At 71.5% G+C, this 14,656-nt stretch carries 8 protein-coding genes, 1 tRNA gene and 1 pseudogene; 6 read left to right on the forward strand and 4 right to left on the reverse strand.

From position 1 onward, the window contains the following. Positions 1-246: pseudogene (locus EGM46_RS13575) on the reverse strand (hypothetical protein); the annotation flags it as partial. A 115-nt stretch (positions 247-361) separates the two neighbouring features. Next, on the reverse strand, positions 362-1,123 hold the full coding sequence (locus EGM46_RS13580) for an alpha/beta fold hydrolase (RefSeq protein ID WP_125100669.1): 762 nt from the start codon (positions 1,121-1,123) through the stop codon (positions 362-364). 79 nt (positions 1,124-1,202) lie between these two features. On the opposite strand from EGM46_RS13580, the gene EGM46_RS13585 reads away from it, so the two are divergent. Continuing rightward, complete coding sequence (locus EGM46_RS13585; protein WP_125100670.1) at positions 1,203-1,901, forward strand: helix-turn-helix transcriptional regulator; 699 nt, start codon at positions 1,203-1,205, stop codon at positions 1,899-1,901. 24 nt (positions 1,902-1,925) lie between these two features. On the opposite strand, the gene EGM46_RS13590 is transcribed toward EGM46_RS13585, so the two are convergent. Next, positions 1,926-3,353, reverse strand: a complete 1,428-nt coding sequence (locus EGM46_RS13590) for a zinc-dependent metalloprotease (protein WP_125100671.1) — start codon at positions 3,351-3,353, stop codon at positions 1,926-1,928. A gap of 123 nt (positions 3,354-3,476) precedes the next feature. On the opposite strand from EGM46_RS13590, the gene EGM46_RS13595 reads away from it, so the two are divergent. Then, positions 3,477-4,604: a YlbL family protein gene (locus EGM46_RS13595; protein WP_125100672.1), complete on the forward strand. Its 1,128-nt coding sequence runs from the start codon at positions 3,477-3,479 to the stop codon at positions 4,602-4,604. 149 nt (positions 4,605-4,753) lie between these two features. Next, positions 4,754-7,750, forward strand: coding sequence for a UPF0182 family membrane protein (locus tag EGM46_RS13600; protein WP_125100673.1), 2,997 nt, complete (start codon positions 4,754-4,756; stop codon positions 7,748-7,750). A 301-nt stretch (positions 7,751-8,051) separates the two neighbouring features. Here EGM46_RS13600 and EGM46_RS13605 read toward each other — a convergent pair. After that, positions 8,052-8,125, reverse strand: a tRNA-Met gene (locus EGM46_RS13605). 163 nt (positions 8,126-8,288) lie between these two features. Here EGM46_RS13605 and EGM46_RS13610 point away from each other — a divergent pair. From EGM46_RS13610 to EGM46_RS13620, 3 genes are all read left to right on the forward strand, one after another. Beyond that, a complete protein-coding gene (locus EGM46_RS13610; RefSeq protein WP_125100674.1) occupies positions 8,289-11,747 on the forward strand; it encodes a hypothetical protein in 3,459 nt (1,152 codons plus the stop codon). Between the two features lie 96 nt (positions 11,748-11,843). Beyond that, positions 11,844-13,547: a S1C family serine protease gene (locus EGM46_RS13615; protein WP_125100675.1), complete on the forward strand. Its 1,704-nt coding sequence runs from the start codon at positions 11,844-11,846 to the stop codon at positions 13,545-13,547. 122 nt (positions 13,548-13,669) lie between these two features. Then, positions 13,670-14,656 (forward strand): CDP-glycerol glycerophosphotransferase family protein (locus tag EGM46_RS13620; protein ID WP_206427587.1); only part of this gene is annotated, 987 nt, incomplete at its 3' end.

A 14,656-nucleotide genomic window follows, 5' to 3' on the forward strand; every position in this document is an offset into this window, starting at 1 on the left:
CGGCACGAGCGCCGGCTCGAGCGCCGCGAGGAGCTCGCGAGCCTCGCGCGGAGTGGCCCCTGCGCGGCGCGCGGTCTGCGAGAGGCCCGCGCTCGGCACCCCGTCGCGGAGCGCGCTGAGGAGCCGCTGCTGCCCGGCCGAGGGCGCGGCGATCCGGGCTTCCGCGCGCTCGAAGCCCACGCGCAGGGTGGTCGGGGCCTCCCAGCACACCGGGAGGTCGGGGCGCAGCCGGAGGAACGGTGTCATGCACCCAGTGTGCGGTGGTCGCGGGGCGCGCAGCGGGTTCTCCACAGAAGACGTGGCGCAGGGGCCGGATCCCGAGCGATCCGGCGCTGTGAGCGACGGCGGCGCGCCGCACGGGCTAGGCGATCTCGGCCAGAAGAATCTCCGCGAGCGCGCCCGGCGCGCTCCACATCGGCCAGTGCCCGGTGGGGAGGTCGACCGTGCGCAGCGCGGTCAGCGCCGCCACCTCGGCGAACATCGGGTGGCCGCCGCGCGCGAGCTCCAGCACCTGCGCGCTGGGGATCGAGCAGCACACGAGCGTGGTCGGCACCGCGCAGCGCGCAGGATTCGTGAGCTCGACGGGCTGCCGCAGCACGGGGCCAGGCTGGGGCACGGCGCGCTCGCGGAAGCGGGCGAGCGCGGCATCGCTCAGCCCGGCGAGGCTCGCCTGCGCCGCGAGCGCCTCGAACTCGGGCAGCGGGAGTTCCGCGACCCCGGCGGGGAGATCCGGCGCGAACACCGTCCCGGGGCCAACCGGGCCGGAGTCGACCCAGATCACGCGCTGCACGAGGGCGGGGAACTGGTCGAGCAGGAGACTCACGGGTGCGTTCGCGCCGCTGTGCGCAGCGATCGTCACGGGGCGCCGGCCGGCAGCCCCCTGCGCCTCGATGGCCGTGCGAATCGCCGCGACCTGCTCGGAGAGGGTACGGTCGGCGCGCAGCGGGTCTGCCGGATCGAGCCCGGGCAGCGTGAGCGCCACCGCGTCGATCCTGCTCGCCGAGAGGTGCGCGCGCACCTCATCCCACGCCCACGCGCCGAGCCAGTGGCCGGGGATCAGGACGAGGAGCGGGGCTGGCGGGGTGGTTGCGTGCTGCGGCGTCGCCGCGGAGTGAGTGGTCATGACTCGACTCTGACACGCGCCGTGGACAGCAGTGTGTCACTATTTCTGTCATGAATATGTCGATCCCCGCGGTGCCGCGATGAAGCGCGCGGAGCGGCTGCACGCGCTGGCCGAGATGTTGCGCCGCAGCGGCACCCGCGGCTGCTCGGCTGACCGCCTCGCGCGCGAGTTCGCGGTGTCGGTCCGCACGATCAAGCGCGACCTCGCCGCGCTCGAGCGCAGCGGCGCGCCGCTCTGGTCGCGCCCCGGGCCCGGCGGCGGCTACGGGCTCGCTGGCGGCGCCACCCTGCCGCCCGTCACGCTCTCGCCGCAGCAGGCGGTCGCCCTGCTCGCAGCGGTGTCCGCCGCGCAGGACGCGCCATTCTCCGACCTCGCCGTCGCCGCCGCGCAGAAGGTGCTCGCCGTGCTCGACCCGCCAGCCCGCGCACGCGCCGAGGCGCTCGCCGAGCGGGTGTGGGTTGACGCGCCGGCTGCGGGATCCCGCGCGGTTCGCTCAGCGGTCGAGGAGGGCATGGCCGAGCAGCGCGTCGTGCGGATCCGCTACACGGCGGGCGACGGCGCGCACACCCAGCGCGACGTTGAGCCCGTGCTGTTCGCGTCGCGCGGCGGGACCTGGTACCTCGTCGGCTGGTGCCGCCTGCGCGACGCGATGCGCTGGTTCACGCTGTCGCGCATCGAGCGCGCGAGCGTCACGCAGACGCCCTGCGTCGGCCACACGGTCGCCGAGGTGGGGGAGCCGCCGCCCCACGCCCAGCCGGTGCACGCGCGCGGCCGCTAAACCGCCGCCCCGCTCACCCGCCGCTCAGCTGCCAGCGGGGGGCGTCGTTGGTGCAGCGCCGCCCTCGTCGCGGCCGTCCTCCCCGCCAGCGTGCGGCGGCAGTTCGCCGTCGAGCAGCTGCGCGAGCGCCGCGTCGAACTCGTCGACCGCGGTCTCGGGGGCCGCGCCGCCGAGACCGAGCCGCTCCAGCAGCTGCGCGGGGTGGTCAAGCTCCTCCGAGGTGGGGAGCAGGTCCGGGTGCGCCCACAGCCCATCGCGGGTCGCGACGTCGCTGCGCTCAGCGACCAGGCGCCAGAGCGCCGCGGCCTCGCGCAGGCGGCGCGGGCGCAGTTCCAGGCCGGCGAGCGCGGCGAACGCGTGCTCGGCCGGGCCGCCGGTCGCGCGGCGGCGGCGCACCATCTCCGCGATCGCCTCGGCGCCGGGGATCCGCTTCGCCGCGTCCGCGGTCACCACGTCCACCCAGCCCTCGACGAGCGCGAGCATGGTCTCGAGGCGCGCGTGCGCGGCCTCCTGCTCCTGGGTCTTCGGCGGAATGAGGGCGCCGTTCGCGATGAGCTGCTGGATCTGCTCGGGGTGCTCGGGATCGATCTCGTGCGCGAGGTCCTGAATCCGATCGGTGTCGATCCGGATCCCGCGCGAGTAGTCGGTGATCGCCGTGAGGAGGTGCAGGCGCAGCCACTTCGCGTGGCGGAAGAGGCGCGCGTGCGCGAGCTCCCGGACGGCGAGGTAGAGGGTGACGGCTTCGGGATCCTGATCGAGACCCTCGGCGAACGCGGCGACGCCGCCGGGCAGCAGGGCCCCGCCCTCGCGGCCGGGCCCGGAGAGCAGCGGGATGCCGATGTCGCCGGCCGAGACCACCTCGCCGGAGAGCTTGCCGATGATCGTGCCGAGTTGCACGGCAAAGAGCGCGCCGCCGACGCTGCGCAGCATGGGGGCAGCGCCCTGCAGCGCGTCGCCGAGCTCCTCGGGCATCTGCGTCTGCAGCGCACCCATGAGCGCGCTCGTGATCGACTCGGCGACCGGCTGCGCGAGGCCCACCCAGGTGTCGACGGACTGCTGCACCCACTCGATCCGGCCCAGCGTGCGCGGTGCGTCGGGAGTCGCGCCGATGTCGGTCACCTCGTCGAGCCACAGCGTGGCAACGGGGAACGCGCGAAGCGCGGGCGCGGGATCCGCCGCGGCGCTGCCGTCGCTCGCCACCTCGATGGCGGTGCGCCGGGTCGCCGACCAGTCGATCTCGGCGGAGGGGTTGTGCATCGCGCCCTGCAGCGTCGCGAACAGGCCCTGCAGCATCTGCGGATCGATCGGGATCCCGGCCGCCTTCGCAAACTGCTCGGGATCGAGCGCCGCTCCGCCGCCCTGCCCGGACAGCATTTCGCCGAGGATCCGCTGGAGATCCTCGAAGTCGTTTCGGCCTTCTCGATCGGCGTCGTCGTGGTCGTTCGCGCTCATCGCCGCTCCCTCGCTGTTCGTGGTGATTCCACGCTACGGCACAGCGGTCAGATCTTCCTGCTAGATTGACCGGCGCCCGGCGTTTTCCTTTGCGCCGAGTGCGAACAGGCGCGGTGATCTGGGATGACGAGGAGCACGGTGGGCGAGTACGGCACGGTCCTCGGGACGGATGAACTGCACAGGCAACAGCGTCGCTCGCGCTGGGCGCTGGCGATCGCGGCGGCGGCGTGCCTCGTGCTGCTCGCCGCGGTGATCCCCTCGCCGTTCACGGTGGAGCGCCCTGGGCCCGTCGTGAACACCCTTGGCGAGGTGAAGATCGACGGGGAGACGCGGCCCGTGATCTCGATCCCCGGCGCGGAGACCTTCCCGACGACGGGGGAGCTGAACCTCCTCACCGTCTCGCTCGTCGGCAGCCCGGAGCACCCGGCGAGCTGGCTCGCGCTCGTGCCGGGGCTCGTCGATCCCTCGCAGCGGATCTCGCCGCGCAGCGACTTCTACCCGGAGGGCACCACGCTCGAGGACCGCGAGGCGCAGGGCAGCGTGCAGATGCAGTCCTCGCAGGCGCAGGCCGCCGCAGCCGCGTACCGCGCGCTCGGCGAAGACGTTCCCGTTGAGCTGACCGTCGCTGCGGTGTCCGAGGACGGCCCGGCCGTCGGCGCACTGCAGGAGGGGGACGTGATCCTGCGGGTTGGTGGCGCCCCGGTTGCCGACTTCCCGGCGCTCCGCGCGGCGATCCTCGACGCCGGCGCGGGATCCGCGCTCAGCATCGACGTGCTGCGCGATGGCGCTGAGCAGTCGGTGACGCTCACCCCCGCGGTCCCTGAGGGGGGCACTGATCCGCTGATCGGAGCGGTGATCTCGTCGGTGTACGAGTTGCCGCACGACGTGGACATCAGCCTCTCCGAGATCGGTGGGCCGAGCGCCGGCATGATCTTCGCGCTCGCCATGGTCGACCAGCTCACCGAGGGCGACATGCTCGACGGGCGGACGGTGAGCGGCACCGGCACGCTCAACGACCAGGGGGAGGTCGGCCCCATCGGCGGGCTCGAACAGAAGATGTGGGCGGCGGCGCGCACGGGGAGCGAGCTGTTCCTCATGCCGGTGGGCAACTGCGCCGACCTGCCGCAGCGCGTCCCGGACGGGCTGCAGATCGCCCCGGTCGCCACGCTGGATGAGGCGCTCGACGCGATCGCGGCGAGCGGAGACGGGAAGCCCGTCGCCGGTACCGAGCGCTGCGACGCAGCGAAGTAGCGCGCACCGCGCACCGATCCCGATCGAGCCGGCGTTCGCGGCGAAGCTGATCGGGATCCCGGAGGATTGTCAGCGCTGGGCGATAGGGTGGGGCGCGGAACCCGCTCAGCGCCGCCAGGTGCCCTCCGAACAGGAAAGTACTCAGAGACGTGACCGACCAGACGATGGGAGCGCCAGCCGCTCCCCAGCGCCGACTCTCGCCGCTTGCCGCCACCATCATCCTGGTGGTGATCCTGATTCTCGGCTTCCTCGCGGTCGCCGCGGTGATGGGCGAGGTGCTGTGGTACAAGCAAACCGGGTACCTCCCGGTACTCACGACCCAGTGGATCGCTGCGGCGGTGATGTTTGTCATCGGCTTTGTCGCGATGGCGGTTCCCATCTTCTTCGCGATCGACATCGCGTATCGAAAGCGGCCCGTGTACGCGCGCCTCACCGCGCAGCTCGACCGCTACCAGGAGCTCTTCGAGCCGCTCCGCCGCCTCGTGAAGTGGGGACTCCCCGCGGTGCTCGGCCTGTTCGCGGGCGTGAGCACCGCGACCCAGTGGCAGTCGGCGCTCCTCTGGCTCAACGCTGAGCCGACGGGGGAGAAGGATCCGCAGTTCGGATTCGATATCTCCTTCTACCTCTTCTCCCTTCCCATGCTGCAGGGCATCGTCGGCTTCGCGTCCGCGGTCACGCTCATCGCACTCATCGCCGGTGTGGCCACGAGCTACCTGTACGGGGGCATCGCGTTCTCCGGCCGCGACGTGCGGGTCTCCAAGGCCACCCGCATCCAGGCCGCCGTGCTCGCGACCGTCTACCTGCTGCTGCAGGCGGTGAGCCTGTGGCTCGATCAGTACCGCTCGCTCACCACCTCGGGCGGGATCCGCACCGGTGCCATGTTCCAGGACGTGCACGCGGTGATCCCCGGCAAGCAGATCCTCGCCGGCATCGCGATCATCGTCGCCATCCTGTTCCTGATCACGGCGTTCACCGGCAAGTGGCGGCTGCCCGTTGTCGGCACCGTGCTGTTCCTCATCTCGAGCATCGTGCTCGGCATCGGCTACCCGTGGGCTGTGCAGCAGTTCCAGGTGCGCCCCGACGAGAAGAGCCTCGAGTCCGAGTACATCGAGCGCAACATCGAGGCGACACGAACCGCGTACGGGCTCGACGACGTCGAAGTGGAACGCTACGACGCGGTCACCGACGCGGAGCCGGGCGCGCTGCGCGACGATGCCGCCGCAACCGCGAACATCCGCATCATCGACCCCGAGGTGGTCTCGCCGACCTTCTCGCAGCTCGAGCAGATCCGTCAGTACTACCAGTTCCCCACCTCGCTGAGCGTCGACCGCTACGAGATCGACGGCGAGATCGAGGATGCCGTGACCGCGGTGCGCGACATCAACGTCGAGGATCAGAACGGGTGGTACAACCGCACGCTCGTTTACACGCACGGCTACGGCCTCGTCGCCGCGTACGGCAACCAGCGCTCGCCCGGCGGCGAGCCGGTGTTCCTGGAGAACGGCATCCCGACGAGCGGCAAGCTCGGCAAGTTCGAGCCGCGCGTCTACTTCGGGCTTGAGTCGCCGACGTACTCGATCGTCGGCGGCGAGCGAACGAAGCCCATCGAGCTCGACTTCCCCGCCGACGTGGAGAGCGTCGCCGAAGCCACCGCGGAGGACGCGGCACCGGCCGAGGAGACCGCGGACGGGGAGCAGGCGACCGAGGAGCAGGCGACCGAGGAGGCGGTCACGGCGGCAGACGAGGGTGGGCGTCAGAACATGACGACCTTCGCCGGTGACGGCGGCCCCGAGCTCAACAACATCTTCACGAAGCTCATCTACGCGCTGAAGTTCCAGGACATGGAGGTGCTGCTCTCGGGCGCCGTGGTCGACGGCTCGCAGATCCTCTACGACCGCAACCCGGTCGACCGCGTGCAGAAGGTCGCCCCGTACCTCACGATCGACGGCTCGCCGTACGCCTCGGTGGTCGACGGCCGCATCGTCTGGATCATCGACGGCTACACCACCTCGGCGGACTACCCGTACTCCGAGGTCACCGACATGAACGCGCTCATGGTCGACTCGGTCGACTCGACGCGCGACCCGATGCAGAAGCCGGTCAACTACATCCGCAACTCGGTGAAGGCAACGGTCGACGCGTACGACGGCACCGTCTCCCTCTACGCGTGGGACACCGAGGATCCGCTGCTGAAGTCGTGGGGCAAGATCTTCCCCGGCACGCTGAAGGACGTCTCGGAGATGAGCGGCGGCCTGCTCAGCCACGTGCGCTACCCGACCGATCTGTTCAAGGTGCAGCGCGCCGTGCTCGGCGAGTACCACGTCACGAACCCCGACGCCTTCTACTCGGCTGAGGATCGCTGGCGCACGCCGAACGATCCCGTCTCGGGCAACACCGCCAACGCCGAGAAGCTCGCGCAGCCGCCGTATTACCTGACGATGGCGGCGGGCGCGAACGAGGATCCGAACTACTCGATCTACTCGACCTACATCCCCGACGCGCGTGGGGAGGGCCAGCGCGATATCCTCACCGGCTACCTCGCCGCGAACTCGAACGCCGGCTCGGAGGATGGCAAGATCTCCGACGACTACGGCACGCTGAAGCTGCTGACGCTCCCGAAGAGCAACTCGATCCCCGGCCCCGGCCAGGTGCAGAACAGCTTCACGACCGACTCGAAGGTGTCGAACCTGCTGAACATCCTCCGCCAGGGCGAGAGTAAGGTCATCAGCGGCAACCTGCTCACCCTGCCGGTGGGCGGCGGGCTCCTGTACGTGCAGCCGGTGTACGTGAAGGCGTCGTCGGGCACGAGCTTCCCGATCCTGCAGAAGGTGCTCGTCTCCTTCGGTGACGACATCGCGTTCGAGGACACCCTCGACGCCGCCCTCGACGAGCTCTTCGGCGGCAACTCGGGTGCGAACGCCGGCGACGGCGGCACCGAGGTCGACCCCGGCGTCACCCCGGGTGACGGGGAGGAGCCGACGGAGGGCGAGACCCCCGGCTCGGGCGCCAACGTTGATCCGGCGCTGCGCGAGATGCAGGATGCCCTGCAGGAGCGCGACAAGGCCATGAAGGACGGCGACTGGGCCGCCTACGGTGAGGCCGACGACAAGCTGCGCAAGGCGATCGAGGACGCACTGCAGGGCTAACCGCCCGCGCGGTGCGCACCGGAGGGCCCGGCCCCGAGCATCAGCTCGGGGCCGGGCCCTTCTGCGTTCGGGCGGCAGGTTGGGGTGTGTCAGTGTCTGGCCACCGAGCCTCGCTCACAGGGAGGAGAAATCGGGGGAGCAGTGCGTCAGGTGCGCTGCTCTCCGGCGGCCGAACGAGCGCCACGAATTGAGCGCCTGAGGCGGGAATCGCAGCGAGGCTCGTGCGCCGCGTCGCACGTAACGCGGTGAAAAGGCGGAAGGCCCTGATCTGGATTTCTCCTGATCAGGGCCTTCCTCACGGTTGCGGGGGCAGGATTTGAACCTACGACCTCCGGGTTATGAGCCCGGCGAGCTACCGAACTGCTCCACCCCGCGGCACATCTATTACTCTAGCACGGCCCCATCTCGAGCACGAATCGAGGCCCGTTTTCGCCTGTGGACGGCGTGTCGCACGTCGCAATGAACTGCCCGAAGATCGCTGCACGGCGCGGAAACTCGCGCCACGCGTCCCACCGTGGACGCCGGCGAAGGGAGCACGATGAGATCTCACACGAACTGGGGCGCCTGGGTCCCACGCACACGCGAGGTGGTGGGCGCGGGTGCGTCCCGCCGGTGGAGCCTGCCGCGTCGGCCGCGGACGTGGGGGAGGCTCGCGCACCTCGCACTCCTCGGTGCGTTCCTCGCTGGCGGGCTGGTGGCGACGGGTGAAGCGCCGGCACGCGCACTGCCGCGCGGCGAGACCATGACCTTCCCCGGCGGGCTCGTCATCTCGAACTATGTAATGCCGAACGGCACGCGCGCGTACTGCATCGAGATCCAGTACGGCGAGCCGACCGGAAACCTGCTGCCGGGCACGCGGACGAACCGCCTGCCCGGTCGTTCGGGCCAGCTCACCGCGTGGGGCGATCCACACGGGATGCGGCAGCTCAACTACCTCATCGACACCCGCGGCCAAACCCGAGACCCGTGGCAGGCCGCCGCCGTGCAGATCACGGTGTGGCGCATGCGCGAGAACTTTCGTGCAGGGAACCCGTACCTCAACGCGAAGATCGCGATCCTCACGAAGTCGGCGGAGGGTCGACGGCTCATCTCCGCCTCCGATGCGCTGTACCGTGAGGCGACCGAACGTGCACGGGTGCCGGTGCCAGCGGCTCCCGTCACCGGCACGCTTTCACTCGCCCAGCTCTCTGCTGGCGCGGAGCGCACCGTGCGCGTGACGTACCCGGCCGGCACCACCGAGCTCTCGGTCACCGGCGGGAAGTTTCAACGGAGCGGGACGACGCGGCTCGCGGTGAGCGGCGGGGCGGGCGCCGAGACGATCGCTGTGGCCGAAGGGGCCGAGCAGGTGGAGGTCGCCGGGCGCTGGGCGAGCACCGGGAAGCGTGGTTGGGAATCGCAGCTCACCGTCCACGACACGCGCACGGCAAGCGGTGGGAACGCGCAGCGGATCGCGGTGGCGGTCGGTGCGTCCGCGGTGCCGAAGCTGAACGGGCGGTTTGACACGGTTTCAATCGCGCCGCCGCTCCCTCCCGCGCCGCCGCGCGTCGCCTCGCTCGCGCAGGTCACCGCTGAGGTCGGCGGCACGATGCGCGACGAGCTGCTCGTCACCGAGCAGCCGGGAACCCGCGCCGAAGTGTGGGACGGGGCGATGGCGGACTTCACGGCGTACCTACTCCCGGAAGCGGGTGCCCCGAAGTACGACGAGAACTGGGAGATCATTCGCGTCCCGGACGAGGCGCCCGAGCCGGGTGAGGAGCCTGAGCGCCCGGAGGCGGAGGACCCGGATCCCGAGGAAGCCGCGCCAGAGGAAGCTGCGCCAGAGGACCCTGCGTCGGAGCATCCTGCGCCCAGGATCCCCGCGCCCGAGGCGACGGTGCCCAGGGTGACGCTCCCGAGGATCCCCGCGCCGGAGGCGATCGTGCCACGGCTCACGCGACCAGGCGGCATCGGCTCGTTGAGCGGTGCGACGCGGGACGCTGCGCAGGGGAAGCCGGAGCGCCAGGCACGCGCTGGCCAGGAGCGTGGGGGTTCCGACGCCGAGGCGGGGACACCCCGCGCGCCCGAACGGTGGACGGCTGAGGAGATCGCCGCGCTCTCGCCGGACGAGCTCTGCGTCGCGCAGCCGGTGGCGCATGACGGCGGCATCGCCATCACCGGCCCGGGGACATTCCGAAGCCAGGACATCCCCGTGAGGTCCGCGGGCACGGTGCACTGGGTAGAACGCGTCACGGTGGCCGGCACCCCGGTGCACACGGGGAGCTGCGGTCTTGCGAACGAGACGACGAAGGTCTCGGCCCCCGGCGTCGTGACGAAAGCGCCAGCCTCGGTGCGGCTCGGGGAGACGCTTGAGGACACCGCGACCGTGAGTGGAACGCTCGCCCGCGGCGCGCGGTACAGCATCCGCTTCGACGCGTACCGGGAGGCGTACGGAGACGACGGTGCGCCGGAATGCCGCGCTGAGCAACGCGTGTTCCGCTCCCCGCGACTCCCGGTGACGAAGATCGGTGACATCACCTCCCCGGGATTCCCCGCGCGCTGGGCGCATGGCGAACGAATCTGGTGGGTGGAATCGCTCTACCTCGACTCCCCGGCAACGACCGAGGCGATCCACACCGGTGCATGCGGCATTGCGAGCGAGACCACCGCCATCGAGCGGCCGAGCGTGCAGACGCGCGCGCCCGAGCACGCGGCGATTGGCGACCGCATCGTCGACACCGCCGAGGTGTCTGAGGGTGCGCGCGCCGGAGAGGGCACCCGCTGGGAGGTGAGCTTCGCCGGCTACCGCGGCGCCGAGCCACGAGCGGGAGGGGACGAGGCCCCGTCGGACGCCGCCGAGCCCGACGCCGAAGCCCCGGCGTGTGTGCCGGAGAATCTCCTCTTCGAGGCCGGCGCGACACCGGTCGACGGGCCCGGAACGTACACATCACCGCCCGTCGAGGTCCTCCCTGAGTGGGCGGGTACCGTGTGGTGGGTTGCGACGCTCTGGCTCATCGAGGGCGAGCAGCGCATTCCCGTCGACCGAGGCAGCTGCGGAGACCTGACGGAGAGCACGCGCGTCGTGGCGCCCGAGCTCACCACGCAGGCGACGAGCATCGCGGCGCTCGGCGAACCGGTGACGGACGTTGCGACGATCACCGGCGAGCTCTCCCAGCGTCCCGGCCTCCTGCACGAGGTCGTGTTCGAGGGATACCTGGGCGACGCGGCGCTGACGGGCACCGGAGACGCCGTATGCGCCGCGGAGAACCGGGTCTTCACCACGCCCCCAACGCGGATCTCCGAGCCGGGGGAGGTGCGCGCGCCGCAGTTCACCGCGGCGCCGAAGTTCGGGGAGACGCTCTGGTGGGTCGCGGTGCTCACCCAGCGCGAGGAGGGTGCGCCACCCGAGCGCGCGCGAGAACTCGCGCGCGGTGCGTGCGGCGACCCGGAGGAGACCACCTCCGTTCTGTGGCCGACGGTGCGGACCGAGGCGATGGGGTCCGTTGACGTCGGGGATGACGTGTTCGACACGGCAATCGTCGAGGGGCGCCTCGCCGAGCGAGAGGGAATCGAGTTTCGTGTGCGCTTCACCGCGTACGCGGCCGGCGCGGACGGCGAGTTGCGCTGCGAACCCGAGCGGGAGATCGCCGAGTACTCGGATCCCGCGGGCGTGCCCGTCACAGGGCCCGGGCGCTACGAGTCCCGCCGTGTCCCAGCGCGCGCAGAACTCACCGGACCGGGCGGCTTCGTTGAGACGCTCATCATGACGGAGGACGGGCGCGAAACGGTCGTCCACACCGGCACCTGCGGGGCGACGGGTGAACGCTTCGAGGTGCGGCCGCCGCCGGACGGAGCGTCGCCGGCGGCGCCACCGCCCTCACTGAGCACCACCGGTGGGAGCGTCACCGCCGCGCTCGTGACGGCAGGCGTGCTCTTAGCGGGAGCGCTCGCCGCAGCCGCATCGCGGCGCCTCAGAACGCGCCGCGGGAGGGGCGTCGGGGGCGATAGCGCGCGGGAGTGATCGGGGTGGGCTCCTGATCTGCAGGTCTCATGCAGTTCGTCCTAATCGAATTCATAGCTTTGGGGGCCAAGCTAGAGACACACGAAGGGAGCTCACATGACTACCACCCCCGAGAGCCAGGGCAACAGCCGCGAGGATGCCGCGACCCCAACGACGTCACCCGCGCAGGCGGCGGGCGCCACCCCGCCGACTGCGCAGGACGTCAACCAGGCACCCGCGCAGGAGCCGGCGCCCCAGGCTCCGGAGGTGCAGGGTGCGCCAGCTGGCGCGGGTGCTCCGGCACCGCAGTACGCGCCGCACGCGCCGGCACCTGCCGCGCAGCCGCAGCTGCCGCAGGAGCCTGCTCCCCACGCGCAGGCGCCGCAGTACCCCGGCCAGCAGCAGTCGCACGCGCCGCAGGCGGCGGAGCCACACCAGCAGCACGCCACGCAGCCGACCGTGCAGCTCCCCGAGCACGGCGTCCCCTCTGGGCTTGGCGTGCCAGCCCCGGCGCACACGGGTGCGGCCGGCGGCGCCGGCGGTGCCGGGGTGCCGGGTGAGGCGTTCGGCGCCGCCGCGGCCCCGAACGCCGGCTCGGCGCACCCGAAGTCGCGCACCGGCTCGCTCCTCGCCGGTCTCGCGATCGGTGCTCTGCTCGGCGGCCTGGTTGGTGGCGGCGTCGCCGCGCTGGTCTCCTCCAACAGTGCACCGCAGAACCAGGCGCAGGGCGGCGCGATCACGCTGAACAATGCCGAGAACGCCACAGCGATTTCCGGGGTGGCCGCGGTGGCAACCCCGAGCGTTGTGACGCTCGAGGTGTCGGGTGGCAACGCGAGCGGCTCCGGCTCCGGCGTGATCTACAGCGAAGACGGCTACATCATCACGAACGCCCACGTCGTCACCCTCGACGGGGCAGCGATGCAGGACGCCAATGTGCGCGTGAAGTTCAGCGACGGGCGGATCCTGAGCGGTTCGGTGGTGGGCGTCGACCCCTACGCGGACCTCGCCGTCGTGAAGGTGGACGCCACGGGCCTGCCCGCGATCTCCGTCGCGGATTCCGACAAGCTCGACGTCGGAGACCTGACCGTGGCCATCGGTGCGCCGCTCAACCTCGCCAACACGGTGACGAGCGGCGTGGTCAGCGCGCTGAATCGCGGCATTTCGGTGGGCAGCCCGCTCATCCCGCAGGACCCCACCCCCGAGCAGGACGATGAGCAGCAGAACCCCGGCTTCCCCTGGGACTTCCGATTCGGGCTGCCGGATAGCGGCCAGCAGGAGCAGCAGCAGGAGCAGCAGCAGTCCGGTGGGGGCGCGGTTACGCTGCCCGTCATCCAGACCGACGCGTCGATCAACCCGGGCAACTCCGGTGGCGCCCTGCTGAACGGCAAGGGTGAACTGATCGGCATCAACGTCGCGATCGCCTCGGCTGCGGCCTCGAACGGTGCCGCCGGAAGCGATGGGCTCGGCTTCGCGATCCCCGCAAACCTCGCGACCCGCGTCGCCGACGCGATCATCGCGGGCGAGCAGCCCTCGCACGGCCTGCTCGGCGCGTCGGTTGCCGACTCCACGCAGGACACCGACCAGGATGCCGGCCACGCCGGCGGCCTGCTCGTCGACGTGACGGCCGACGGGGCCGCCGCGAAGGCCGGCCTCAAAGCCGGCGACGTGATCACCGCCGTCGACGGTGTCCCCGCTGTGAGCGGCACCTCGGTCTCCGCGCTCATCCGCATGCACGAGGGTGGCAGCACCGTGCAGATCGATTACCTCCGCGGCGGCAAGGCCGGCCAGGTCGAGGCGAAGCTCGGCAAGCTCGAGTGGTAGCGCCCCCGACGGGCTGATCCCGCAGCGCACACGTGAACGCCCCGCCGGTGCCTCCTCGCCAAGGAGACACCGGCGGGGCGTTCGCCGCGTTCGACCCAGCGCAATCCTCTACAGTGGGGACGATGAGTACCGCAGGCTTCACTTTCGCGCAGGGCAATCTTTCGAAACTGCTCGCGCTGCCGAAGTACCTCCTCTCGGTGCTAGTTTCGTGGTTCGTTCCTCGCGCGGCATCGCGGTGGGTGTTCGGCAGCGGCAGCGGGTTCGGCGAGGGCGCACTCGCGGTTGCCCGAGCGCTGCGCAGCGCAGATCCCGATGCCCGGATCACCTGGCTCACGGGCTCCGAGGCCGAGGCCGAGGCCGCGCTCGCCGCAGGCTTCACCCCGGTCACCCGTCGCGGCTGGGCCGGCTACTGGGCGACCCTCCGTGCCGGCCAGATCGTCGTGACACACGGGCTTGGCGACGCCAACCGCTTCGGAGTGATCGGTGGCCGCGTCGTCCAGCTCTGGCACGGTGCCCCGCTCAAACGACTGCACCTCGACTCGCCCGTCACCACCACGGTCAGCGGGCCCGCCCCCGTGCGTGCGCTGCTCCGCCGGATGTACCTCGCCGGCTCGCGCGAAGTCGACCTGTTCGTCTCCGGCTCGCCGCTCGCCGCTGAGCGCCTGCGGTCGGCATTCCGGGTTGCACCTGGCAAGGTGCGCGTGCTCGGCGACCCGCGCGACGACGAGCTCGCGGCGCAGGCGCGGGATCCCCAGCTCGCCGCGGACGCGCGTGCACGGCTCGTCGCTCTCCTCGGGGACGCCCCGGGGCTGGCTGGCGCGTCAGCGATCCTGCTCTACGCGCCCACCTGGCGCGACGGCGCAGCCGACCCGGCCGTGCCCTCAGCAGCCGAAGCCGCTGAGATCACCGCCGCGCTCGAGCGGCTCGACGCGCACCTGGTGATTCGCTCGCACCCGCTCGGTCACGGCGACTACGCGCAGCTGCGCGGGCCACGCATCCACCTGCTCGGCGCCGAGCTGGTGCGCGACGTGACGCCGCTACTCGGGGGCATCGACACGGTGATCACCGACTACTCGTCGATCGCGCTCGACTTCTCGCTGCTCGGGCGA

Source organism: Leucobacter chromiireducens (assembly GCF_003917135.1).
Taxonomy (GTDB): Bacteria; Actinomycetota; Actinomycetes; order Actinomycetales; family Microbacteriaceae; genus Leucobacter; species Leucobacter chromiireducens_A.

Excerpts from the sequence above, each read along its gene's own strand:
- EGM46_RS13580 (WP_125100669.1), bottom strand. The coding sequence starts at position 1,123 with ATGACCACTCACTCCGCGGCGACGCCGCAGCACGCAACCACCCCGCCA.
- EGM46_RS13585 (WP_125100670.1), top strand. The coding sequence starts at position 1,203 with ATGAAGCGCGCGGAGCGGCTGCACGCGCTGGCCGAGATGTTGCGCCGC.
- EGM46_RS13590 (WP_125100671.1), bottom strand. The coding sequence starts at position 3,353 with ATGAGCGCGAACGACCACGACGACGCCGATCGAGAAGGCCGAAACGAC.
- EGM46_RS13595 (WP_125100672.1), top strand. The coding sequence starts at position 3,477 with ATGACGAGGAGCACGGTGGGCGAGTACGGCACGGTCCTCGGGACGGAT.
- EGM46_RS13610 (WP_125100674.1), top strand. The coding sequence starts at position 8,289 with ATGAGATCTCACACGAACTGGGGCGCCTGGGTCCCACGCACACGCGAG.
- EGM46_RS13615 (WP_125100675.1), top strand. The coding sequence starts at position 11,844 with ATGACTACCACCCCCGAGAGCCAGGGCAACAGCCGCGAGGATGCCGCG.